The sequence below is a fragment of the Staphylococcus sp. GDX8P114P-2 genome (genome assembly GCF_017892945.1).
In the GTDB taxonomy this organism is placed as follows: domain Bacteria; phylum Bacillota; class Bacilli; order Staphylococcales; family Staphylococcaceae; genus Staphylococcus; species Staphylococcus arlettae.
In genome coordinates, this window is sequence record NZ_JAESMB010000016.1 from 56,536 (window position 1) to 82,758 (window position 26,223).

Annotated in this window: 23 protein-coding genes; 22 read left to right on the forward strand and 1 reads right to left on the reverse strand. The window is 34.1% G+C overall.

The window, feature by feature from the left end; all coding sequences use genetic code 11:
• Positions 1 to 117: 117 nt before the first annotated feature.
• The 14 genes from KA845_RS08930 to KA845_RS08995 all read left to right on the forward strand — a co-directional run bounded on the left by KA845_RS08930 (position 118) and on the right by KA845_RS08995 (position 14,790).
• Positions 118 to 915 carry a VOC family protein gene (locus tag KA845_RS08930; RefSeq protein WP_210127984.1) on the forward strand — a complete coding sequence of 266 codons (798 nt, stop codon included), beginning with the start codon at positions 118 to 120 and terminating at the stop codon, positions 913 to 915.
• Between the two features lie 281 nt (positions 916 to 1,196).
• The gene (gene lspA, locus KA845_RS08935; RefSeq protein WP_002510922.1) at positions 1,197 to 1,670 is read left to right on the forward strand and encodes a signal peptidase II; all 474 of its coding nucleotides are present in this window, start codon (positions 1,197 to 1,199) and stop codon (positions 1,668 to 1,670) included.
• A gap of 16 nt (positions 1,671 to 1,686) precedes the next feature.
• Positions 1,687 to 2,604 (forward strand): RluA family pseudouridine synthase, encoded by a 918-nt coding sequence (locus KA845_RS08940; protein ID WP_021458920.1) that lies wholly within the window; start codon positions 1,687 to 1,689, stop codon positions 2,602 to 2,604.
• 374 nt (positions 2,605 to 2,978) lie between these two features.
• Positions 2,979 to 3,506 (forward strand): bifunctional pyr operon transcriptional regulator/uracil phosphoribosyltransferase PyrR, encoded by a 528-nt coding sequence (pyrR, locus tag KA845_RS08945; protein ID WP_002510924.1) that lies wholly within the window; start codon positions 2,979 to 2,981, stop codon positions 3,504 to 3,506.
• A gap of 193 nt (positions 3,507 to 3,699) precedes the next feature.
• A complete protein-coding gene (locus KA845_RS08950; protein ID WP_002510925.1) occupies positions 3,700 to 5,010 on the forward strand; it encodes a uracil-xanthine permease family protein in 1,311 nt (436 codons plus the stop codon).
• A 10-nt stretch (positions 5,011 to 5,020) separates the two neighbouring features.
• Positions 5,021 to 5,932: an aspartate carbamoyltransferase catalytic subunit gene (locus KA845_RS08955; RefSeq protein WP_002510926.1), complete on the forward strand. Its 912-nt coding sequence runs from the start codon at positions 5,021 to 5,023 to the stop codon at positions 5,930 to 5,932.
• The gene (locus KA845_RS08960; RefSeq protein ID WP_002510927.1) at positions 5,919 to 7,193 is read left to right on the forward strand and encodes a dihydroorotase; all 1,275 of its coding nucleotides are present in this window, start codon (positions 5,919 to 5,921) and stop codon (positions 7,191 to 7,193) included. Before KA845_RS08955 ends, KA845_RS08960 begins: the two co-directional genes overlap by 14 nt.
• Positions 7,193 to 8,293: a carbamoyl phosphate synthase small subunit gene (locus KA845_RS08965; RefSeq protein WP_002510928.1), complete on the forward strand. Its 1,101-nt coding sequence runs from the start codon at positions 7,193 to 7,195 to the stop codon at positions 8,291 to 8,293. The genes KA845_RS08960 and KA845_RS08965 overlap by 1 nt, the downstream gene beginning before the upstream one ends.
• Positions 8,286 to 11,459 carry a carbamoyl-phosphate synthase large subunit gene (gene carB / locus KA845_RS08970; RefSeq protein WP_021458919.1) on the forward strand — a complete coding sequence of 1,058 codons (3,174 nt, stop codon included), beginning with the start codon at positions 8,286 to 8,288 and terminating at the stop codon, positions 11,457 to 11,459. Before KA845_RS08965 ends, carB begins: the two co-directional genes overlap by 8 nt.
• Positions 11,460 to 11,489: 30 nt before the next feature.
• Entirely contained in the window at positions 11,490 to 12,182 is a 693-nt protein-coding gene (pyrF, locus tag KA845_RS08975) for an orotidine-5'-phosphate decarboxylase (protein ID WP_021458918.1), read from the forward strand.
• Complete coding sequence (gene pyrE, locus KA845_RS08980; RefSeq protein ID WP_103387964.1) at positions 12,183 to 12,794, forward strand: orotate phosphoribosyltransferase; 612 nt, start codon at positions 12,183 to 12,185, stop codon at positions 12,792 to 12,794.
• A gap of 24 nt (positions 12,795 to 12,818) precedes the next feature.
• Positions 12,819 to 13,001: a hypothetical protein gene (locus tag KA845_RS08985; protein ID WP_002510932.1), complete on the forward strand. Its 183-nt coding sequence runs from the start codon at positions 12,819 to 12,821 to the stop codon at positions 12,999 to 13,001.
• A gap of 451 nt (positions 13,002 to 13,452) precedes the next feature.
• Positions 13,453 to 14,298, forward strand: a complete 846-nt coding sequence (locus KA845_RS08990) for a YitT family protein (RefSeq protein ID WP_002510933.1) — start codon at positions 13,453 to 13,455, stop codon at positions 14,296 to 14,298.
• Between the two features lie 81 nt (positions 14,299 to 14,379).
• The gene (locus KA845_RS08995; RefSeq protein WP_002510934.1) at positions 14,380 to 14,790 is read left to right on the forward strand and encodes a VOC family protein; all 411 of its coding nucleotides are present in this window, start codon (positions 14,380 to 14,382) and stop codon (positions 14,788 to 14,790) included.
• A gap of 48 nt (positions 14,791 to 14,838) precedes the next feature.
• Here KA845_RS08995 and KA845_RS09000 read toward each other — a convergent pair whose 3' ends face one another.
• Complete coding sequence (locus KA845_RS09000) at positions 14,839 to 16,536, reverse strand: Rqc2 family fibronectin-binding protein (RefSeq protein ID WP_021458916.1); 1,698 nt, start codon at positions 16,534 to 16,536, stop codon at positions 14,839 to 14,841.
• 156 nt (positions 16,537 to 16,692) lie between these two features.
• Between KA845_RS09000 and gmk the strand changes: the two genes are divergently transcribed.
• The 8 genes from gmk (at position 16,693) to rsmB (ending at position 26,223) form a co-directional block, all read left to right on the forward strand.
• Positions 16,693 to 17,316 (forward strand): guanylate kinase, encoded by a 624-nt coding sequence (gmk, locus tag KA845_RS09005; RefSeq protein WP_002510936.1) that lies wholly within the window; start codon positions 16,693 to 16,695, stop codon positions 17,314 to 17,316.
• Positions 17,316 to 17,519 (forward strand): DNA-directed RNA polymerase subunit omega, encoded by a 204-nt coding sequence (gene rpoZ, locus KA845_RS09010; protein ID WP_021458915.1) that lies wholly within the window; start codon positions 17,316 to 17,318, stop codon positions 17,517 to 17,519. The genes gmk and rpoZ overlap by 1 nt, the downstream gene beginning before the upstream one ends.
• 188 nt (positions 17,520 to 17,707) lie before the next feature.
• Positions 17,708 to 18,919: a bifunctional phosphopantothenoylcysteine decarboxylase/phosphopantothenate--cysteine ligase CoaBC gene (coaBC, locus tag KA845_RS09015; RefSeq protein ID WP_210127986.1), complete on the forward strand. Its 1,212-nt coding sequence runs from the start codon at positions 17,708 to 17,710 to the stop codon at positions 18,917 to 18,919.
• A gap of 1 nt (position 18,920) precedes the next feature.
• Positions 18,921 to 21,338 carry a primosomal protein N' gene (gene priA / locus KA845_RS09020; RefSeq protein WP_021458913.1) on the forward strand — a complete coding sequence of 806 codons (2,418 nt, stop codon included), beginning with the start codon at positions 18,921 to 18,923 and terminating at the stop codon, positions 21,336 to 21,338.
• A gap of 1,107 nt (positions 21,339 to 22,445) precedes the next feature.
• Positions 22,446 to 23,141, forward strand: a complete 696-nt coding sequence (locus KA845_RS09025; RefSeq protein ID WP_021458912.1) for a GNAT family N-acetyltransferase — start codon at positions 22,446 to 22,448, stop codon at positions 23,139 to 23,141.
• 361 nt (positions 23,142 to 23,502) lie between these two features.
• Positions 23,503 to 23,991: a peptide deformylase gene (locus KA845_RS09030; protein WP_021458911.1), complete on the forward strand. Its 489-nt coding sequence runs from the start codon at positions 23,503 to 23,505 to the stop codon at positions 23,989 to 23,991.
• A complete protein-coding gene (gene fmt, locus KA845_RS09035) occupies positions 23,984 to 24,916 on the forward strand; it encodes a methionyl-tRNA formyltransferase (RefSeq protein ID WP_002510941.1) in 933 nt (310 codons plus the stop codon). Before KA845_RS09030 ends, fmt begins: the two co-directional genes overlap by 8 nt.
• Positions 24,916 to 26,223, forward strand: a complete 1,308-nt coding sequence (gene rsmB / locus KA845_RS09040; protein WP_210124513.1) for a 16S rRNA (cytosine(967)-C(5))-methyltransferase RsmB — start codon at positions 24,916 to 24,918, stop codon at positions 26,221 to 26,223. The genes fmt and rsmB overlap by 1 nt, the downstream gene beginning before the upstream one ends.

Here is a 26,223-nt window from a genome sequence, read left to right on the forward strand (position 1 = left end):
TATATGAAATCAAATGATTGTTATTTGGTTTCTATAGCGTCCCCAGTTTTTTTTATTTTGTCATTATAAATGAATAAAGTATAATTAATGAAATAGATTTGTAGAAAGGTGTTTCATATGTCTGAAAACGTAAAAGACCATTTTATTAATGGCATTACTTTAAATGTTCGAGATAAGGCTTTGATGAAATGGTTTTATGGAGAAGTTCTGGGCTTAAATATAGTAAATGAATCATATACTGAAGTACGTTATGAGATAGGCCAACACAATCATTTTATTATATTTAAACAACTTGCAGCAGGTAGAGAACCTTTGCAATCAGAAGCAGGTTTATTTCATTTAGCCATTGAACTGTTCTCATATAGTGAACTTGCGGATTTACTAGTACAGCTAAATCAATATCATATTCCAATGAATGGTGGAGAGCATAGATTTGCAACTTCCTTATATATAGAAGACCCTGAACATAACGGGTTAGAGTTTTATGTTGCAAATCAAAATATTAAGCCAATTAGTACCAATGAAAAAGAACATAACCATGGCATCCAGCCAATTGATGTTTCACAACTTATGACACATGTTTCACAGGAACAGTGGCAACATATACCAGATTTAGCTAAAATTGGCTATGTTAATATCAAAACTATAGGTATAAATGCTGTTAAGCAATATTATCAAGATTATTTTGGTATGAGCGCAATGATTAGAGAAACAGAAGACGCTTTATATTTTGAAAATAGTAATCAGCAACAACATTTAGTATTAAATAATTGGAATTCTCATATTAAACGTATGAACAATGAGCAAACATATGGTTTAGCGTGTATTGATATGCATAATCCTCAAACAACTCATAAGCAATTACAAGGTCCTGATGGGATATTGTACAGGTTTAATCAGCTAAAGGTAAAATGACAACATGAAAATGAGCTGTTGATACTGTGTTTCACTTTAGTGTTATTTAAGAATATCAGAATGAAAATATGGTCATGTAGTATAGTTAGCAACTGTTAATTAGTTGGTTCACACTAGCTATGTAAAATGTGTTTTAGCAATACTTATCATTTTACAACATCTACATAAGTAGATTTTTGAAAAATAATTAATTGTGTTGTGACAACTCGAACTTTTTTTATACTAACGAGTAAGCTATAATGAAAGATGTTGTACAGCAAGGTGAAATAGGAGGAACGATCATGAAACGTCAGTATTATGTTGGATTATCGTTAACAGTTACTTTTTTAATAATTATTATTGATCAGTTAACGAAGTATATTATTGCCACTTCAATGAAGATAGGTGATTCAGTAGAAGTATTGCCAGGATTTTTAAATATTACTTCACATCGTAATGACGGAGCAGCTTGGGGCATTTTAAGTGGGAAAATGGGCTTTTTCTATGTTGTTACAGTTATTATTTTAGTTGTGTTGATAGTGTTCTATATACGAGAAGCCAAACATAATTTGTTTATGCAACTTGCACTAAGTTTATTATTTGCTGGCGCTTTAGGGAATTTTATTGATCGTGTGCTACATGGAGAAGTGGTAGATTTTATAGATACTTATATTTTAGGGTATGATTTTCCAATTTTTAACGTGGCCGATTCTAGTTTAACAATAGGAGTTATTTTGATTATTATAGCTCTATTAACAGATATAAATAAGGAATGATAGGAGTATTATTAATATGGATAGACATGAATTTGTTATAGATAGTCCAGCATCAGCCGGGCAACGTATAGATAAAGTATTACCTGAATTTAATGCTGATTGGTCACGCACACAAATGCAAGATTGGATTAAGGATGGGCTTATTAGTGTTAATGGTAAAGAGGTTAAATCAAATTATAAAGTGAAGATGAATGATACGATTGAAGTAACTGAAAAAGAAGTCGTAGAGGCAGACATACAACCAGAAAATTTAGACTTAGATATTTATTATGAAGATGATGATGTTGCGATAGTCTATAAACCTAAAGGTATGGTAGTGCATCCTTCAGCTGGTCATTATACAGGAACTCTAGTAAATGGGTTGATGTATCAGATGAAAAATTTATCAGGTATCAATGGCGAGGTTCGTCCTGGAATTGTTCACCGAATAGATAAAGATACATCGGGTTTATTAATGGTCGCTAAAAATGATATTGCTCATCGAGGCTTAGTAGACCAACTCGTAGATAAATCAGTGACACGTAAATATACAGCTTTAGTACATGGCAATATTCCACATGATTACGGTACTGTAGATGCACCAATTGGTCGTAATAAAAATGATCGTCAAGCAATGGATGTTGTAGACGACGGAAAAGAAGCGGTCACACATTTCAATGTCAAAAAGCATTTTAAAAATTATACTTTAGTAGAATGTCAATTGGAAACAGGACGTACACATCAAATACGTGTGCATATGAAATATATTGGTTTCCCACTTGTTGGCGACACTAAATACGGTCCTAGAAAAACGATGGATATTGGTGGACAAGCATTACACGCTGGAGTTATTGGTTTTGAGCATCCGATAACAAAAGAATACATTGAGCAAGAAGCACCATTGCCACAATATTTTAATGAAATTTTAACTGAATTAGAAGAAGTAGAATCTTAATTAACAGTAGTATCTACAGCGTGAAAATTAACTTGAATAAATAGAATTCTAATATAGTCGCTTGACTTAAAATAACTAGTGGGTTAAACTAATGACAGTTTAAAAAGAAAACGTTCATCTTTAATTGAAAGTCCAGAGAGGCTTCGAAGATATGAAAATATAGTTGGAATAGAGCATAATATTCTATATATTACAGGAGTTATCATACTTTTGTAGTGGACTACGTGAAGAAAGAGCTACCGGCGGGTAAGCCGTCCAGCGTTCGCGTGTCAGACTGTATATCTAAACCTCATGTCTTCAATGAAGATGTGAGGTTTTTTTGTATCATTGAAGCGCTAGTTATTTTTGAAAACACGAGGAGGCGAGTATATAACATGGCAGAACGAGTTATTATGGATGAGGCTGCGATACAAAGAACAGTAACACGAATTGCACATGAAATATTAGAATACAATAAAGGCACAGATAATCTAATATTACTTGGAATTAAAACACGTGGTGCTTTTTTAGCAAACCGCATACAACAAAAAATTAACTCAATTGAAAATATACAAGTTCCCACTGGTACAATTGATATTACGCAATTTCGAGATGACTTAGAACAAGTTTCAACGACTATGACTGAAAAGTCATATGAAATTGACGTGGATATTACGAATAAAGTAGTAATTATCATTGATGATGTATTATACACAGGCCGAACTGTGAGAGCATCATTAGACGCAGTACTTAAACATGCTCGACCTAAAAAAATTGGTCTAGCAACCTTAGTTGATCGAGGACATCGTGAACTGCCAATAAGAGCAGATTTTGTTGGCAAGAATATACCTACTGCACGTCATGAAGATGTAGAAGTATTTGTAGATGAAATCGATGAGCAAAATGCAGTAATAATTAAATAGACCTTTTAATTCAGTACGAGAGACTGGAAAAGGAAGTGAGTCGCGATTAAGTAGCGGCTCACTTGATACAAACAAAATTTAGTATAGGTATAACTGTTGGCAGTTAAACGCTATTTAAATTACTTTGTATACCTTTGACGTCTCTTTACATGAATTCATGTAAAGAGTTTTTTTGAAGGGAAGCGAATTAAAAATGGAAAATGACATGATGTTTGAACGTACAGCTAAACCAGTGTTAGATGTACGAGATAGGCCAAAATTAGGAAAGTGGGCGTTTTTAAGTACACAGCACCTCTTTGCAATGTTTGGAGCAACAGTACTTGTCCCGTTCTTAACCGGATTGCCAATATCAGCAGCGTTAATTGCTTCAGGAGTTGGCACATTATTATATATCTTAATAACACAAGCAAAGATACCGGCTTATTTAGGATCTAGTTTTGCTTTTATTACTCCAATCATTTCGGGTTTAAAAGCACACAATTTAGGAGACATGTTAGTTGCTTTGTTCATGAGTGGGGTAATGTACGTCATTATAGGCCTATTTATCAAAATCAGTGGTACCAACTGGTTAATGAATTTGCTCCCACCTGTAGTAGTTGGTCCTGTAATTATGGTCATTGGATTAAGTTTAGCTCCTACAGCAGTAAATATGGCGATGTTTGAAAATTCGAATGCTATGGAGGGGTATAACTTAAATTATTTAATAGTAGCAATGATTACGCTTGTAGTTACCGTTGTGGTTCAAGGTTATTTCAAAGGCTTTTTATCACTCATTCCTGTCTTAATAGGAATTGTGACTGGTTATGTAGTAGCGGCATTTATGGGAATTGTTAATTTTGCGCCCATTGCGCAAGCAAAGTGGTTTGCGATTCCTGATATTTATTTACCATTCAAAGATTATACACCTACATTTCACTTAGGCTTAATCCTTATTATGATACCGATTGTCTTTGTCACTGTGAGTGAACATATTGGCCATCAAATGGTAATTAATAAAATTGTAGGTAAAAACTTCTTTAAAGATCCTGGCTTAGATAAATCAATTATCGGCGACGGTGTATCGACAATGTTTGCTAGTATTATTGGCGGGCCACCAAGTACAACATATGGTGAGAACATTGGAGTACTGGCAATAACAAAAATTTATAGCATTTATGTTATTGGTGGTGCAGCAGTTATTGCAATAGTACTAGGTTTTGTAGGTAAATTTACAGCAATTATTTCATCAATACCGACACCAGTTATGGGTGGTGTTTCCATACTCTTGTTTGGAATCATCGCATCAAGTGGCTTGAGAATGTTAGTAGAAAGTGAAATCGACTTTGCACAAAATCGTAATTTAGTTATCGCATCTGTGATACTAGTAATTGGCATTGGTAATTTAATGCTGGATTTAAAAAGTACAGGTATTAACTTGCAAATAGAAGGCATGGCATTAGCGGCATTAGCAGGCATTATACTCAACGTAATTTTACCTAAATCAACGAAGGCAGTTAAAGACTAGGAGGCTAATCATGAATCATCTATTATCTATGGAACATTTAACTACAGCTGAAATAAATACATTAATACAAAAGGCAATTGAATATAAAGAACAAGGAATTCAAACCACACAATTTGATAATAAATATGTTGCTAATTTATTTTTTGAAAACTCAACTAGAACAAAAAGTAGTTTTCTTGTGGCTGAGCAACAACTCGGTTTAAAATTAATAGATTTTGAAACATCAACTTCTTCGATTCAAAAGGGCGAGTCGTTATATGACACATGTAAAACACTTGAAAGCATTGGTGTGAACTTATTAATTATTCGACATTTCCAAAATGAATACTATGAAGAATTGAAAAATATTAACGTGCCAATTATCAATGCAGGCGATGGTAGTGGTCAGCATCCAACACAAAGTTTGCTAGATTTGATGACAATTTATGAAGAATATAGTTCTTTTGAAGGTATGAATGTTTTAATTTGTGGCGATATCAAAAATTCACGTGTCGCCAAAAGTAATTATTTTAGTTTGAAAGCTTTAGGAGCCAACGTAATGTTCTCCAGTCCTGAAGCATGGCGTGATGAAACATTAGATGCACCATATGTAGATATAGATGAAGTTATAGACCAAATCGACATTGTTATGCTGTTAAGAGTTCAGCATGAACGTCATGATAATGGTGATGTTAATACTTTTGAAACAAACAGTTATCATGAAGAATATGGTTTAACACAAGCAAGATATGATCAATTGCAAGCACATGCTATAGTAATGCACCCAGCACCGGTCAATAGAGGTGTAGAAATTGATAGTAACCTAGTAGAAGCATCAAAATCCAGAATATTTAGACAAATGGAAAATGGTATGTATTTAAGAATGGCTGTCATAGATTATATTTTACAAACGAAAGGGGAACAAACAAATGCAATTAATTAAAAACGCACAAATATTACGAGATGGTGAATTATCAGTAGCATCAATTTTGATAGAGGGAAAATATATTAAAGAAATTGGCACGGATATTAGTGTAGATTCAACAGTAGAAGTTATTGACGCACAAGGTCAGTTCATAGCACCGGGTTTAATTGATGTGCATGTTCATTTAAGAGAGCCAGGTGGTGAGCATAAGGAAACTATAGAAACAGGAACAAAAGCAGCTGCACGAGGTGGCTTTACAACAGTTTGCCCTATGCCGAATACACGACCAGTACCAGACTCTGTCGACAATATAGAGCGTTTAAATCAATTAATTGCAAATAACGCACAAGTGCGGGTGCTACCTTACGCAGCTATTACTGAACGTCAAGCTGGTAAAAAGCATGTTGATTTTGCTGCGTTAGCAGAGCACAATGCATTTGCTTTTACAGATGATGGTGTTGGAGTACAAGAAGCAAGTATGATGTATGAAGCTATGCAACAAGCTGCAAAAGTCAATAAACCAGTTGTAGCACATTGTGAGGATAACAGTCTAATTTATGGAGGGGCTATGCATGAAGGTAAACGTAGTGAAGCATTAGGAATACCAGGCATTCCCAATATTTGTGAAGCAGTTCAAATTGCTAGAGATGTATTACTAGCGGAAGCAGCTAATGCACATTATCATGTTTGTCACGTATCTACTAAAGAGAGTGTTCGTGCAATTAGAGATGCTAAACAAGCTGGTATTCATGTGACAGCAGAAGTAACACCGCATCATTTGTTGTTAACTGAAGACGACGTACCTGGTGACGACGCAATTTTCAAAATGAATCCTCCATTAAGAAGTCAAGAAGATCGAGCGGCATTACTCGAAGGCTTAGTAGATGGAACGATTGACTGTATTGCTACTGATCACGCACCACATGCTGCAGACGAAAAAGCACAACCTATGACTAAGGCACCATTCGGTATTGTAGGTAGTGAAACAGCATTCCCACTGTTATATACGCATTTTGTAAAAAATGGCAGTTGGACATTACAACAACTTGTAGATTATTTAACGATAAAACCGGCACAAACGTTTGATTTACCTTATGGTAAGTTGGAAGTAGGTAGCTTGGCAGATTTGACGATTATCAATTTAGATACTGAACGTGAAATTAAAGCTGAAGATTTCCATTCTAAGGCGTTTAATACACCATTCTTAGGTTACAAAGTATATGGTAATCCAGTACTAACAATGGTCGAAGGTGAAGTGAAATTTAAGGAGGAAATGTAATGTTAAAAACGCGTTATCTCGTATTAGAAGATGGATCATATTATGAAGGGTATCAATTAGGTTCAGATCAACTTACAATTGGAGAAATTGTATTTAATACAGCAATGACAGGCTATCAAGAAACTATTTCAGACCCGTCATATACTGGACAAATCATTACATTTACGTACCCGTTAATTGGTAATTATGGTATTAACAGAGATGATTTTGAATCATTAATTCCCACGCTTAATGGTGTAGTGGTGAAGGAAGCAAGTGCCAAACCAAGTAATTTTAGAATGAAAAAAACGTTGCATGAAGTGCTCGATGAATATGATATACCAGGTATTTCAGGTGTAGATACGCGCAGTATTACACGTAAAATTAGACAACATGGTGTTTTGAAAGCAGCTTTTACTGACAATAAAGAAGAAATTACTCAAATCGTAGATAAGTTAAAAACATATGTGTTACCACACAATGAAGTAGAAACTGTCTCTACAAAAACATCATATATTTCAACTGGATATAAATATAGTGTAGTATTAGTAGACTTTGGAAAAAAAGAAAATATCGTGCGTGAACTGAATGCCCGAGGTTGTAATGTGACGGTCGTACCACATAATACTACAGCTGATGAAATTATAAGAATGGAGCCAGATGGCGTAATGTTATCCAATGGTCCAGGTGACCCAGAAGCGGTCAAAGAAGCAGTAACAATGATTAAAGGTATCTTAGGACAAATTCCATTTTTCGGTATATGTTTAGGCCATCAACTATTTGCCCTTTCTCAAGGTGCACAATCATTTAAAATGAAATTTGGTCACCGTGGTGCAAACCACCCAGTTAAAGACTTGAAAACTAATAAAATAGCTTTAACTAGTCAAAACCATGGTTATGCGATAGATAAAGATTCGCTACAAAACACTGATTTAGAAGTAACGCATATAGCTATCAATGACGGAACAGTTGAAGGATTGAGACATAAATTTTTACCGGCTTTTTCTGTTCAATACCATCCAGAAGCATGCCCTGGTCCTTCTGATTCTAATTACTTATTTGATGAATTTATTGAGATGATGAACAACTTTAATACAAAGGAGTCAATTGCCAATGCCTAAACGTAATGATATAAAAACAATATTAGTAATCGGATCTGGACCTATAATAATTGGTCAAGCTGCAGAATTTGATTATGCTGGAACACAGGCTTGTTTAGCTTTAAAAGAAGAAGGCTACAAAGTCATTTTAGTAAACTCAAACCCTGCAACAATCATGACTGATAAAGAAATTGCTGACAAAGTCTATATTGAACCACTAACGCACGATTTTATTGCACGAATAATACGAAAAGAACAACCAGATGCATTATTACCAACACTTGGTGGTCAAACAGGCTTAAATATGGCAATACAATTACATAATAGTGGTGTACTCGCTACAAATAATGTGCAATTACTTGGTACAGAATTGGACTCTATTCAACAAGCAGAAGATAGAGAGTTATTCAGAACATTAATGAACGATTTGGATGTACCAGTACCAGAAAGTGACATTGTCAATACAGTTGAACAAGCATTCGAATTTAAAGAGCGTGTTGGATATCCATTAATAGTAAGACCTGCGTTCACTATGGGCGGTACTGGTGGCGGTATTTGTTACAACGATGAAGACTTACAAGAAATAGTCTCTAACGGCCTACATTACAGTCCAGCTACACAATGTTTGATTGAAAAATCTATCGCAGGATTTAAAGAAATCGAGTATGAAGTTATGCGTGACAAAAATGATAATGCAATTGTTGTGTGTAATATGGAAAACATTGACCCTGTAGGTATTCATACTGGAGATTCAGTTGTGGTAGCGCCGAGTCAAACATTATCAGATATCGAGTATCAAATGTTACGCGATGTATCCTTAAAAGTAATACGTGCATTAGGAATTGAAGGTGGATGTAATGTGCAGTTAGCTTTAGATCCACATTCTATGTCCTATTACATTATCGAGGTTAATCCTCGAGTGTCACGTTCGTCTGCACTTGCGTCTAAGGCAACTGGTTATCCAATAGCAAAATTAGCAGCTAAAATTGCTATTGGTTTAACACTTGATGAAATGTTAAACCCTATAACTGGAACTTCATATGCTGCATTCGAACCAGCGTTGGATTATGTTATTTCAAAAATCCCACGTTTCCCGTTCGATAAATTTGAAAAAGGTGAGCGTATATTAGGTACACAAATGAAGGCCACTGGTGAAGTTATGGCAATAGGTCGGACGTATGAAGAGTCATTACTAAAAGCTATACGTTCATTAGAATATGGTGTCCATCATTTAGGATTACCTAATGGCGAAACTTACGATTTAGACTATATTAAAAATCGTATTCAAGACCAAGATGATGAGCGATTATTCTTTATTGGTGAAGCTATTCGTCGAGGGACAACATTAGAAGAAATTCATGACATGACACAAATTGATTATTTCTTTTTAAATAAATTTCAACATATTATCGATATTGAGCACGATTTAAAAGCACATAAAGGTGATATCAATTATTTAAAATTTGCCAAAAATTACGGTTTCAGCGACCGTGTTATAGCACATCGTTTTGAAATGACTGAGCAAGAAGTATATGAATTGAGAAAAGCACATGGTATAACACCGGTGTACAAGATGGTTGATACTTGTGCAGCTGAGTTTGAGTCAGCAACGCCTTATTATTATGGAACTTATGAACAAGAAAATGAATCAGCAGTAACAGAAAAAGACAAAATCCTAGTACTTGGTTCTGGACCAATTCGTATCGGTCAAGGCGTTGAATTCGATTACGCAACGGTGCATGCAGTGTGGGCAATACAAGATGCAGGTTATGAAGCAATCATAGTTAATAATAACCCTGAGACAGTTTCTACAGACTTTTCAATTTCTGATAAGTTGTATTTCGAACCACTAACTGAAGAAGATGTTATGAGCATTATTGATTTAGAGCAACCTAAAGGCGTTGTTGTTCAATTTGGCGGACAAACAGCAATTAATCTTGCAGACAAATTAAGTAAGCATGGTGTGCAAATATTAGGAACAACGTTAGATGATTTAAATCGTGCTGAAGATAGAAAAGAGTTTGAGGCATTATTGCATACAATTGATGTACCGCAACCACAAGGGAAAACAGCAACATCACCAAAAGAGGCACTTGCAAATGCTCAAACAATTGGTTATCCCGTAGTAGTACGACCATCATATGTACTTGGTGGTAGAGCTATGGAAATTGTTTACAGTGATGAAGAACTAGAAAATTATATGAATCAAGCAGTTAAAGCTAGTCCTGATCATCCCGTGTTAGTAGACCGTTATTTAACAGGTAAAGAAATTGAAGTGGACGCCATTAGCGATGGCGAAACGGTAATTATTCCTGGAATTATGGAACACATTGAACGAGCGGGAGTACATTCTGGTGATTCTATTGCAGTTTATCCACCACAAACATTAACGCAAGCAGAGATTTATACATTGGAAGATTATACTATTAGATTAGCAAAAGGATTAAATATTGTAGGTCTCATCAACATCCAATTTGTAATTGCACATGACGGTGTTTATGTACTTGAAGTAAACCCACGTTCTAGTCGTACTGTACCGTTTTTAAGCAAAATTACAAATATCCAAATGGCACAACTCGCAATGAAAGCAATAATGGGTGAAAAATTAAAATCATTAGGCTACCAAGAAGGCATTCAAGCATATACCGAAGGCGTCTTTGTTAAAGCACCCGTATTCAGTTTCAATAAATTAAAAAATGTCGATGTTACATTAGGGCCTGAAATGAAATCTACTGGCGAAGTAATGGGTAAAGATCAAACTTTAGAAAAAGCATTATTTAAAGGTTTAACAGCAAGTGGAGTGGAAGTTAAAGATCATGGTACTGTACTAATGACTGTCAGTGATAAGGATAAAGAAGAAATTGTGTTGTTAGCACAACGTTTAAATGAAGTGGGTTATAAGATATTAGCTACAGAAGGTACAGCACAGAAATTAATGGAACATCATATTCCCGTTGAAATTGTAGGTAAAATTGGTGCTGAAGGTGATTTGTTAACGCGCATCCAAAATGGAGAAGTTCAAATTGTCATTAATACCATGACTAAAGGGAAAGAAGTGGAAAGAGATGGTTTCCAAATTAGAAGAACTACAGTTGAAAATGGTGTACCATGTCTCACATCTTTAGATACAGCAAGTGCACTTACAAATGTAATAGAAAGTATGACATTTACTATGAGCAACATGTAATTATCATGAATAAGAGGTGTAAAGACGTTGATGAAGAATCTACCAATTATAGCATTAGATTTCGATTCTGCTAGTGCAGTGCATGACTTTTTAGATCAATTTGATGAACCTTTATTTGTTAAAATAGGGATGGAACTATTTTATCAAACTGGGCCTCAATTAATAGACGAAATTAAAGCTAAAGGTCATAACATATTTTTAGATTTAAAACTACATGATATTCCTAATACTGTAGGTAAAGCCATGGAAGGATTAAGTAAGTTAAATGTTGATTTAGTAAATGTGCATGCTGCAGGTGGCATCATGATGATGAAGCAAGCAGTCCAAGGACTGCGTAAATACAACCAAGACATTAAAATTATAGCTGTAACCCAGTTAACATCAACTTCAGAAGCAATGCTACATGACGAACAAAAAATAAACACCACTATGGATGAAGCGGTACTAAATTATGCATCATTAGCACATACTGCGGGTTTAGATGGTGTAGTGTGTTCACCGCTTGAAACGACAATGTTAACCGAACAGTTTGGTCCAACATTTTTGAAAGTTACACCTGGTATAAGATTAAACAGTGCAACAACTGATGATCAACAGCGTATTACAACACCACAACAAGCAAAAGAATTGGGATCTACGCATATTGTAGTCGGTAGACCAATTACTCAAAGTGATTCGCCAGTTGAACAATACAATATTATTAAAGAAAGTTGGTTACAATAAATGACAAAAGCGATTGCACAATCATTATTAGATATAAAAGCGGTGAGTTTATCTCCTAATAATTTATTTACGTGGAGTTCTGGAATTAAATCACCTATTTACTGTGATAATCGAGTTACATTAGGATATCCGACTGTGAGAAAAGCAATTAGAGACGGTTTGACTGATTTAATAAAGCTTCATTTTCCAGAAGTACAAGTAGTATCAGGTACTGCTACTGCTGGTATTCCTCATGCTGCTTATATTTCAGAGCAATTAGACTTACCTATGAATTACGTTCGTTCTAAAAGTAAAAGTCACGGAAAACAAAATCAAATTGAAGGTGCAAATTGCCAACAGCAAAAAGTAGTTGTAGTTGAAGATCTTATTTCTACTGGAGGCTCCTCTATTACTGCAGTTAATGCATTGAAAGAAGCAGGTGCAGAAGTGTTAGGTGTTGTAGCTATATTTACTTACGGTTTAAAAAAAGCTGATGATCAATTCGCTGCAGAAAAGTTGCCATTTTATACACTGAGTGACTATAACGAATTGATTGAAGTTGCACAAGAAAATGGAGAAATTTCTGCTAATGATATACAGACATTAGTTGATTGGAGAGACAACTTGTCATAAAATGATAGGTGGAGGGGATACTCTATGTCCAATAACCCAGATGAGATTTATCGAAAATTTTCGCATGTAAATAAATTTTTACAAAAAGATGAAGATTTTAGACACAATGTAAAACAAGAGAATAGTCATGAATGGCTGTCGAATTCAACAGACAAAGATATTTTTAAAAAAGCAAAGTCCGATATCAAGCAAAAAGGACATATTTAAAACCACATAAATAAGAGGTCGAGACAAAATAGTGTGCACACATCATTGTGAGTGGATACATTATTTTGAATCTCGACCCCTTTTTATATTTATCTAATATAAAGTTTAATTAATAAGTAACCGATTAATAAGACAAGAACAGCAATAGCTACAGGAATAATATAAAACATCATAAATTAAAACCTCCATAGGTATTTGTTATTAATTTTAACGGTTTCTATATAAATGTAAAGTTTTGGCTTTCTATAAACCCGACTATTAAATATATCATGAGTAAAATTCCAAAGCAATTTTGCAAGCTATTTATTGTAATGAAGCTTTAAAGCTAACGTGATGAGAGTTATGTCTTTTTGAGTGAAATATGCTACACTAATTTTATTTCTATGCAATTAAATAAAAGTGTTGAGGTAGTAACATCAATATAAGAAACTACTGGGGGTTAAAAGATCATATGAAAAAATTTATACAAGAACATTATAAAAACGTCTTATTTTGTTTAATTGGCTCATTTATCAATGCACTTGGTGTTAATTTGTTTATTATTGGTGCCAATATGGGGGACGGTGGTACGATAGGTATCGCGTTGGCATTAAAATATACATTAGGATTTTCTCCTGCAATAAGTTCATTAATTATTAATACCCTCGTTATTATAATTGGTTGGAAATTTTTAAGTAAATGGACTGCAGTATATACGTTTATTACAAACACTTCACTCTCGTTATTTTTAGATTTAACGAGTAGTTGGCACCTTGGACTGCATGATTTTATTATTAGTGCAGTATTTGGCGGTGTCTTTATTGGTATTGGTTCAGGTTTTATCATAGCTGCCAACAGTACTTCTGGTGGTACCTCAGTTGTAGCAAAAATGCTTAATAAATATTTTGACGTGAAAACATCACAGGGCATTTTTATTTTAGATGGTATTGTGGTATTATCATTTTTACTCGTATTACCAGTCAAAAATGTCTTGTTCACTGTAATAATGCTCTTTATTACAGAAAGAGCTACAGCATTTATTGTCGAAGGCTTTAATCCGAAAAAAGCAGTTACTGTTATTTCGTCAGAGAATGAGAAAATTAGTGATGCCATTAATTCCTTTACTGGAAGAGGGTCCACACTGCTTAATGGTAAAGGTGGTTACGGAAAAACTGAAACGAGTATGCTGTATGTCGTAGTACCTCAATCACAAGTTACTCGTGTAAAAAGGATGATAAGTGAGATTGATGATAATGCATTTTTAGTTATTCATGATGTTCGTGATGTCTTAGGTAATGGATTTATGAATGTGAAGTGATGGATCGTACAGCGCTTTATTCGATTTCTCAAAGTATATGTTTTATCATTAAGTTACTGAAGTAATGAAAGGGGAATTAGAATGAGCATACCCAAAGTTACAACATTTTTAATGTTTAATGGTAACGCTGAAGAAGCAATAAATCTCTACATGGATGCTTTTGAAGATGCTGAAATATTATCGATGGTCAAATATGACGAAGAGAGTGGGGAAATGGCTGGTGCAGTACAGCACGCTATTTTTAGAATTAAAGACCAAGTGTTAATGGCCATTGATAATATAAATGGAGTCGATATAGAAATAACACCAGCAATGTCTCTATATGTAACAGTTGATAATGCAATGGAGATGGAACGTTTATTTAGTAAATTAAAAAGTGGTGGTGCTATTTTAATGCCGAAAACGGAAATGCCACCAACTTTCAAAGAATTTACATGGATTGTTGACCGTTTTGGAGTCAATTTCCAACTTGCCTTACCAGAAGAAAATTAATAATAAAAATCCGAAGTTCTATGCAATGACAGAACTTCGGATTTTTGTTTATTCGTTTTTCATAGATTGAATGTGATTATAATCTGGTGTTACAAATAAAGTTTTTTGATTATCATAAGTGACAAAACCTGGTTTGGCACCTGAAGGCTTATGCACATGTCGAATTTCAGTGTAATCTACAGGTATTTGACTAGATAATCCAGCTTTAGAAAAATAACCTGCTAACATAGCCGCTTCTTTAATGGTATTTTCCGTAGGATTGTCAGCCAATATAACTACATGTGACCCAGGAATATCTTTAGTATGGAACCATAAGTGATGTTTTGCTGCTTTTTTATTCGTTAAATGGTCATTTTGCTTATTGTTTTTACCGACTAATATGGGCATACCATCTGTTGATGTGTAACTTTGTAAATGTATAGTGTGTTTCTTTTTTTGTTTTTTTTGTTTTCGTTGCTTCATAAATCCTTGTTCAGCAAGCTCATCTCTTATATCATCAATTTCATCAACTGAAATGTGCGTTAACTGTTGCTCTATACTTTCAAAGTAAGCAATGTTTTCTTGTGTTAATTCCATTTGATGTTGTAATTCATGTTCACGTGTTTTCAATTTATTGTATTGTTTATAATAATGTTGAGCATTAACTGATGGTGATTTTGTTGGATTTAATGGAATTGTCAATTCTTCGTTCGTATAATAATTCAATACTGTAACACTATCATCACCTTGTGCAATACGATAAATATTAGCAGTAATCAATTCACCAAACAGCTGTTGTTGTTCTTTGTCCTTAGTTCCTTCCAGTTCAGCTGCCAATTTGGATAATTTATTTTGATTTTTTTGCAATTGTTGATGAACAAATTTTACTAAATCATTCGCACGTTGTTTAACACGTTCGCGTTCGCCACGTGCATCATAGTAGCGATCTAATAGTTCATTTAATGAAGCATAAGTTGTTATATCATCATCGAATTGGTGCAGGCGCATAAAATAAAAATCCTCTTTGCCTGTTTCGTGATTTTTGTGGAATATAGGTACAGGTGTTTCATTTACTTCAGCCATAACTTCATCAAATGCCACTGGTAAAGTTTGTGTTGTCATAAATTGTTGCCTATTAACAATTTCATTTGCAATTAACGGACTAAAGCCTTCAAACGTATTGAGTAACTGCTTAGCAATTTTACCGCTATTAAAATCAATGTATTGTAAAGCATCCGTACCAGTCACGTTGAATGGATTAATTTTATTTTGTGTTGGCGGTGCATCATAAGTAAAACCAGGCATTACAGTACGATATTGATTTGTGTTAGGAGTAAGATGTTTAAAGCCATCGATGATTTTACGCTTATCATCAACTAAGATTAAGTTACTATGTTTACCCATAATTTCTAAAATAATTGTGCGGTATATAGTGTCACCAATTTCATCCTTGCTTTCGACATCAATTTCAATACGACGATCATTGTCGATTTGACGAATTGCTTGAATAAACCCACCCTCTAAATGCTTACGAAAGACACGTGCAAACATAGGTGGGTTAAATGGATTGTCATATTTTTTATCCGTAATTTGTAGACGAGAAAAATTTGGATGTATAGATAGTAATAGTTGGTGATTTTTGCGATTTTGACGAACTACCATAATAATTGTATCGTTTTCGGGTTGATTAATTTTATGAATTCTACCACGTGTTAAAAATTGTAGAGATTCAATCATTTTTCTAGTGAACAGGCCATCATATGCCATTTTTTTCAGCCACCTTACATTAAGTCATTCATTTAATTGTAACATGTAGAGAATCATGAGTCATAGTTAAAGTTTATATGAGTATGCTATACAACTGAAGTGTGGTTATGGTATTATATGTTAATAATATAGTATAGCTTAGAGAGGTTATAAGTCATGGATAATGAGAAAGGTTTGTTAATCGTTCTTTCTGGGCCATCCGGTGTTGGAAAAGGTACGGTAAGAAAAAAAATATTTGATGATCCAACTACTTCCTACAAATATTCTATTTCGATGACGACACGTGAAATGCGTGAAGGAGAAGTAGATGGTGTAGATTATTTCTTCAAAACTAAGGCTGAATTTGAAGAATTGATTAAACAAGATCAATTTATCGAATATGCAGAATATGTTGGAAATTATTATGGTACGCCAGTTCAATATGTTAAAGATACAATGGACCAAGGTCATGATGTTTTTCTAGAGATTGAAGTCGAAGGTGCGAAGCAAGTACGTAAAAAATTTCCAGATGCGTTATTTATTTTTCTGGCACCGCCGAGTTTAGACCATTTACGTGAACGTTTGGTTGGTCGAGGTACAGAATCGGATGAAAAAATCCAAAGCCGTGTGCTAGAAGCACGCAATGAAGTTGAAATGATGAATTTATACGATTATGTGGTAGTTAATGACGAAGTTGATTTAGCTAAACAACGTATACAATCTATTGTTGCTGCAGAGCATTTAAAAAGAGAACGTATTGAAGCAAAGTATAGAAAAATGATATTGGAGGCCAAAAAATAATGTTATATCCACCATTAAACCAATTAACTGACAAAATTACTTCTAAATATTTAGTAGCTACTACGGCTGCTAAACGTGCAAGAGAATTAGAAGATCACGAAGACACTGAATTATTAGAGAGATACCGTTCTAAAAAAGCTGTAGGCAGAGCTTTAGAAGAAATTGCTGGCGGTAAAGTATATCCTGATAAAGTTGAAAAATAACTTTTCTAAGCTATTGGAATATTGATAGATTGGCACACCCTGAAATTCAAGGTGTGTCTTTTTTATAACAATGTTTTTTTGTGTATAATGATTTTAATAGCACTTATAATAGTGACGATATTTCTGTTACTTAAGTAGCAATAGATAATTAAACAGAGACCGATGTTAAACATGGAGGTAAATGGAAAATGAAACGAATTTTATTAGCCGTTTCGGGTGGCATTGCAGCATATAAAGCCATTGATTTAACGAGTAAATTAACTCAAGCAGGATATGAAGTTAGGGTTATGCTCACTGAAAATGCACAAGAATTTGTAACACCATTAGCGTTTCAAGCAATTAGTAGAAATCCAGTCTATACCAATACTTTTAAAGAAGAAAATCCTGCTGAAATTCAACATGTCGCATTAGGTGATTGGGCAGATGCAATTGTCGTGGCACCAGCAACAGCAAATCTAATTGCTAAATTAAGTAATGGCATTGCAGATGATATGATAACGTCTACCTTATTAGCTACAGAAACACCTACATTTATTGCACCGGCTATGAATGTACACATGTATGAAAATAACAGAACGCAACATAATATGGCTGTTTTGAAATCAGATGGCTATCAATTTTTAGAACCTGGTGAAGGGTATTTAGCATGCGGTTATGTAGCAAAAGGGCGTATGGAAGAACCGCTTCAAATTTTAACGCGTTTAGAAACATTCTTTAACGAAGAGCCAGTAACAAATCACACACATAGTTCCTTTGCTGGCAAGCGTGCTTTAGTAACTGCAGGACCAACTATAGAAGAATTGGATCCAGTGCGTTATTTGTCAAACCATTCTTCAGGTAAAATTGGATATGCTTTATCAGAAGCATTGGCTGATAGAGGTGCCAAAGTAACATTAGTGTCGGGACCCACCCATTTAGCTCAGCCTGAACACGCAAATATTGAAGTGATACAAGTACAAAGCGCCGAAGAAATGTTCGAAGCGGTGAAGTCTAAATACAAACAGATAGACATTGTTTTTAAAGCAGCTGCAGTATCTGACTATACACCAGCAGAAGCGTTAACGCATAAATTAAAAAAGCAAGATGGCGAATTAGCTGTCACATTTAAACGTACACCGGATATTTTAAAATATTTAGGGGAACATAAAACACATCAATATTTAGTGGGCTTTGCTGCTGAAACTCAACATATTACAGAATATGCTCAACAGAAACTACAAAAGAAGAATGCCAATGTAATTATCGCTAACAACGTAGGTGATAAGTCAATTGGATTTAGCTCGGATGACAATGATTATACAATGCATTTTGCTAATCAAGAGGTTATAGCATTAGGTAAAGATACTAAAATTAATTTAGCAGCGAAAATTTTAGACGCATTAGAAACTAGGTGGCAATAAAATGATAGCAAAAGTAATCGTCGACATACCATCGAAAAGTGTAGATTTCACCTTTGATTACATTATTCCTCAACGATTACAATTTATGATAGCAGTTGGAATGAGAGTTATAGTGCCATTTGGCCCACGTACGGTACAAGGTTATGTAATGCAAATATCTGAAGAACCAGATTCATCCATTGAGCTTTCAAAGTTAAAAGAAATCAAAGAAATACAAGATATTAAACCTGAACTGACTACTGAATTAATAGACTTAAGTGCATGGTTTAGTAAATATTTTGTGACCAAACGCATTTCTATTTTAGAAATCATGCTACCAAGTGCGCTCAAAGCTAAATATACGAAAGTTTTTACTATACAAGATACTGAGCAAGTTCCGAGTCACTTACTAGCAAAATTTGATTCACAGGGACAATATGCATACAAAGAAGCACAAAAAAATAACGACTTAGAGTCGCTATCTCAATTGTTATCAATAGGTGTCGTTGCGGAACAAACGATATTATCGCAAAATACTAAAAAGAAAAAACAACGTGCAGTCAAAGTTGTGCCAGAAGTGGACCATGAAGCGGTATTAAATGATCTAGCAAGTACTAAAAAATTACAAAAACAACATGACTTATATGCCTACTTACTCGAAGAACAACATCATACAGTATTATTAACAGAGCTAGAATCAATGGCATTTTCTAAATCAAGTATTGATGGTCTTGTGAATAAAGGTTGGATAGAAAAGTATGATACTGTAATTTCTCGTGATCCATTTGAAGCTAGAGTCTTTGAAAAAGAAGACAATCAACAATTAACTGCAGATCAGCAACAAGCATATAATAGTATATTAGAAACGATAAAAGCCGAAAAACAACAAACATATTTATTACATGGGGTTACAGGTTCAGGTAAAACGGAAATTTATTTACAAACTATCGAAGAAGTATTAAATAAAGGGCAACAAGCCATGATGTTAGTACCAGAAATTGCATTAACTCCACAAATGGTATTGCGATTTAAACGGCGTTTTGGTGATGATGTTGCGGTACTTCACTCAGGCTTATCTAAAGGCGAACGCTATGACGAATGGCAAAAAATTCGTGATGGTCAAGCGAGTGTTAGCGTAGGTGCACGTTCCAGTGTATTCGCCCCTTTTAAAAATTTAGGGATGATTATTATTGATGAGGAACATGAATCTTCATATAAACAAGAAGACTATCCTCGTTATCATGCTAAAGACATTGCAGAATGGCGTAGCCAATACCATCAGTGTCCATTAGTTTTAGGAAGTGCTACACCAAGTTTAGAATCATATGCACGTGCTGAAAAGGGTGTTTATCAATTATTATCTTTACCGAATAGGGTAAATAATCAAGCGTTACCAGAAATAGATATTGTTGATATGCGTAAAGAATTAAGTGAGGGCAATCGTTCGATGTTTTCAGAGAATTTACGTAGCGCTATTCAACAACGGTTAGATAATAAAGAACAAATCGTCCTTTTTCTAAATCGTCGTGGTTATGCTTCATTTATGTTATGTCGTGACTGTGGTCATGTACCACAATGCCCAAATTGTGATATTTCGTTGACGTACCATAAATCATCAGACTTACTAAAGTGTCACTATTGTGGCCATCAAGAACAACCGACAAATCAATGTCCAAATTGCGAAAGCGAGCATATACGTCAAGTTGGTACCGGAACACAGCGTGTAGAAGAATTGCTACAACAAGTATTTTCAGAAGCACAAATTATAAGGATGGATGTAGATACTACGTCGAGAAAAGGTGCTCATGAAAAATTGTTAAATGATTTTGGTGCAGGCAAAGGTGATATTTTACTAGGCACACAGATGATAGCTAAAGGGTTAGATTTTCCTAATATTACTTTAGTAGGTGTCTTAAATGCGGATACGATGCTCAACTTACCAGACTTTAGATCAAGTGAACGCACTTATCAATTGTTAACTCAAGTCTCAGGTAGAGCTGGAAGACATGAAAAAGAAGGCCAAGTAATTATACAAACATATAATCCTGAACATTATGCTATAAAAGATGTGCAAGCGAATGATTTCACTGCATTTTATTATAAAGAGATGAATTATCGAAAATTAGGTAAATATCCACCATATTTCTTTTTGATTAATTTTACGATAGCACATCAAAATATGAAAAAAGTTATGGAAGCATCTAAACATATTCATCAAATATTATTACAACACATTTCTGATAAAGCTTTTGTTTTAGGTCCGTCACCAGCTGCTTTGTCACGTATAAACAACGAATATCGCTTTCAAATACTGGTAAAATATAAAAATGAACCAGCATTACATGAAGCTTTACAATATTTAGATGATTATTATCATGAACAATATATAAAAGACAAATTATCGTTAAAAATAGATATCAATCCACAAATGATGATGTAAAATAGGTTGATAAATGGCTTTATGCCAATATTTTCAAGAGTTTGATTACCTTATTAAATAATAAAAAGGGCAGATAGTTTAACTTGAACTATTCACTAAGCTAGAGAAAAGATACCTGAAAGATTTAAACAGTTCATATACAGAACAGAGATAAACCCTTCGCATTAATTTGCGAAGGGTTTATTTATTTCAATTTATATGTTGTAGTGATTTATGCCTATTTTTGCGAGAAAAGCACGAGCCGAAGACTACGCAGGCTGAGGCAGTGCCCACGGAAAGCATGCACAAAAACTGCCAACAAAGTCTAAGTCCAATTTCACATTGACTTAATGTAATAAATAATTATTAGGAAATAATTCAGAGATAAACATCATTTTAGTTGATCTCAATTGTCATTTGATGTATTCAACATAATAGACAACTTTACTACTTAATATAAATACCAATATTTTCCTATCATAAATGGCAGCTTTTTGAGCTGACTCCTGCGGGAAAAGCACGAGCCGAAGACTAAATAGGCTGAGGCAGTGCCCGCGGAAAGCATGCACAAAAACTGCCAACAAAGACGGTAACTTTGTCGACAGTCTGGTATAGAATGATGTCTCTATAGATGGAAGAATATTTAATCATTGATGTTAAATTATTGTTTTTACTAACAATAATTAATATTTTACCTTTCAATTATACTGTCTATACAAACATATAAATGAATTATAGAATTTACTATGTGGAGTGACTTCCGCTTCACATTAATATTAACTTAAATCTATGATGACCGAGATATATTTACAACTACTAAGCAAAGAGGCTAGGACAATGTTGATTCGTCCTAGTCTCTTTTCATATTGACAATACTGGTTGCATTGAAAATGCGCTTCAAATCAAGTTTTTTTCAACGTTAAGTTAAAAAATAATTATACAATATAATGACCGACATATTTACTTTTTACAAGTTAGAATGCTATATTATTTATAATTCACAAACGTATACAGTAATAAATGGTAAGCGTTGGAAACAAAATAATAGGTAAGCCCACTTTTCAAACTCAGAACACTTTCATAAATAAAAATACCTTCATCTATAACATTAAGTAAGGAGAAATTAACATGCCATATAATAAATATAATCAACAAATTGGTTTCGCATTGCCAGACTTTGAAATGCCTAAAAAACCTACTGCACAAGTATTAGAAGGTAATTATAGCCGCTTAGAAAAAATTGATAATACACATATTGATGATTTATTTAAAAATTTAGGAAATGAAAAAGACAATAATAATTGGACATACTTACCAAGAGAGCCAATCACTGATTATAATCAGTTTAAACAATTTATTCAAAATCAAATTGACTCAACAGATCCTTACTTTTTCGCAATAGTTGATAAAGAAACAAATGAGGCATTAGGTGAATTAGCGTTATTAAGAATTAATGTACAGGATGGATCGATAGAAGTAGGTCATATACAATATTCAACAAAGTTACAGCGCACACGTATCGCCACGGAAGTTCATTTTTTATTAGCTCAATATATTTTTGAAACTTTAGGATTTCGACGTTACGAATGGAAATGTGATGCTTTAAATAAAGCTTCATTTCGTAGTGCCCAACGTTTAGGTTTTACCTTCGAAGGTATTTTTAGGCAACATAAGATTTATAAAAATAGAAATCGTGATACAGCTTGGTTTTCAATGTTAGATGCGGAATGGCCTGAAATCAAAAGTGAATTTCAGCGTTGGCTCATACCAAATAACTTTACTTCAACTGGTGAACAACGGACGAAACTTACAATGAAGGAATAAAAATAGATTGTGAAAGTTGTAGTAACTTGTGATAAATCGAGAGTTACTACTATTATGGCATGTATAAGTAGATAAAATTTAAATTATTTAAGAGACGTGAGGACGAACTATTACTTATGACGAAGTAAAGTGACCTTACGTCTTTTTGTTATTATATTAATTGCTCACTCTAGAAGTGTAATTAACTACAAAGCATTATGTCACTGAGCAGCTCAAATTATTATAATTAAGGTGGAAATATTTTGAAGACGTAGTTAGACCTGTAGTATATTTAATTCCAAACGTATCTGGATATTAAGGTCGCAATTTTACTTTAGATAAGTTATAATTGTATGATGAATTTTTGAGAGGTGGCAATGCCATGACGATTCGGCAACTGGTAGCAAAACAACATCCAATATTAACGAAGAAAATAAACAAAGTGGAACGTTTTGATAGCGAGTTAGCGCAGTTACTATTAGATTTAGAAGACACTATGTATGACGTCGAAGCATCTGCGTTATGTGCTCCACAAATTAATATAAATTCTCAAGTTGCAATAATAGATATGGAAATTGACGGTTTATTACAACTTATCAACCCAGTCGTTATTAAGCAATCAGAAGAATGTACAACCGATTTAGAAGGTTCCATAAGTTTACCTGATGTATACGGAGAAGTAACTAGAAGTAATATGATTGTAGTACAAAGTAATGATAAAGAAGGCAATGATGTAGAACTTACTGCATATGATGATGTAGCACGCATGATTTTACATATGGTAGATCATTTTAATGGTGTGTTGTTTACAGAGCGCGCTGAAAAAATTTTAACTGAGGATGAGATGGAGGCGTATTTTGACGATGAGTAAAATAATTTTTATGGGTACACCAGATTTTTCTACAAAAGTATTAGAAATGTTAATTGCAGAACATAATGTTATAGCAGTAGTGACTCAACCAGATAGACCTGTAGGGAGAAAGAAAACTTTAACAGCACCGCCTGTTAAAGAAGTAGCAGTAGCACAAGGTATTCCAGTGTATCAACCTGAAAAGTTAGCGACATCTGAGGAATTAGATACGTTAATTAATTTAGAGGCTGATTTGATAGTGACTGCTGCATTTGGTCAACTTTTACCTACAAGCTTACTTGAAGCACCAAGATTAGGGGCAATCAATGTTCATGCTTCTTTATTACCAAAATATAGAGGTGGTGCACCTATCCATCAAGCAATTATTGATGGCGAATCCCAAACAGGAATTTCTATAATGTATATGGTAGCTAAGCTTGATGCCGGTGATATTATTGCACAACAAGCTATCGATATTGAACAAACAGATGACGTCGGTACGATGCATGATAAATTAAGCTTTTTAGGTGCAACTTTATTAAAAGAAACATTACCATCAATCATTAATGAAACGAATGAGCGCACACCACAAGATGATGCACACGCTACATTTGCTTCTAACATTAGTAGAGAAGATGAACACATTAATTGGAACCAGTCAGCAGATGAAATATATAACCACATTCGTGGCTTATCACCTTGGCCAGTTGCTTATACTACATTAGACGATGCAAACATGAAGATCTATGCTGCTAAAATCGAACGTAATAAACAAGGTGAAGCAGGAAAGATTATCGAAACGACTAAAAAAGCTATTATAGTAGGAACAGGATCAGCTGATGCAATAGCGTTAACTGATATTAAAGTTGCGGGGAAAAAACGAATGCTTGCTGCAAATTATTTAAGCGGTGTCCAAACGTCACTTGTTGGAAAGGAACTTAAATGATGACAACTACGGCTAGAATGTTAGCTTTTGATTCGTTACAAGCGATTATTAACGACAAAGCGTATAGTAATCTTGAAATAAATAATATATTATCTGAATATCCATTATCACGTGCAGATAAAAATTTATATACAGAAATAGTCTATGGTACATTAAAACGTAAATATACGTTAGATTATATGTTGCAACCTTTTGTGCAAACTAAAATTAAAGGATGGGTCAGACTCTTATTATGGATGAGCATTTATCAACATGTGTATTTAAATCGTATACCTCAACATGCCATTATTAATGAAGCGGTGGAAATAGCTAAGTATAAAGGCGGACCGCATAATGGTAATGTAGTAAATGGAATTTTACGTAATTTCATGCGCACAGAATTACCTGATTTCAGTAATATTAACAATGATCAAACACGTATTGCAATAGCATACAGTCTTCCTAAATGGCTTGTAAAACATTGGGTTACTCATTTTGGTATTGAGAAAACTGAAGCGATGGCGCAATCATTTTTGACAAAAGTAAATCAAACCGTCCGTGTTAATACGACTCAAACTACAATAGAAGCAGTCATTGCAAAATTACAAGATGAAGGATTTGAAGTGGAACAAGATCACGATATTGCTGAATGTTTACACATTAAAGGTAACACTATAATTGAGTCTAGAATTTTTAAAGATGGTTTAGTATCTATTCAAGATAAAAGTTCAATGTTTGTAGCGAATGTTTTAGCACCCGAGCCTGGCGACAGCGTTTTAGATGCGTGTAGTGCACCTGGAGGAAAAGCATGTCATATCGCTGAGCTGATGGCAAACCAAGGGCAAGTAGATGCAACAGATATACATGAACATAAAATAGAATTAATCAATTTTAATAAAAGAAAGTTACGATTATCTAACATTTTGAGTTATCAAAACGATGCTACGCAAAAATATGATAAAGTTTATGATAAGATTTTAGTTGATGCGCCATGTAGTGGCTTAGGTGTCTTGCGCCATAAACCTGAAATTAAATATGAACAAAGTCAAACGTCTATTCAAGCATTGGTAGAATTGCAATTAGAGATTCTAAACAATATCAAACACAATGTGAAACCAGGTGGTACGATCGTGTATTCAACTTGTACAGTTGAACAATTAGAAAATGAAAATGTAATTTATACATTTTTAAAAGAAAATAAGGATTTTGAATTTGAGTTGATTGAACATCCAATTACTAAAGAACAAGTGAAAACGATGCAGATTTTACCACAAGATTTTAACTCTGACGGCTTCTTTATTACTAAAATTAAAAGGAAGGAACAATAA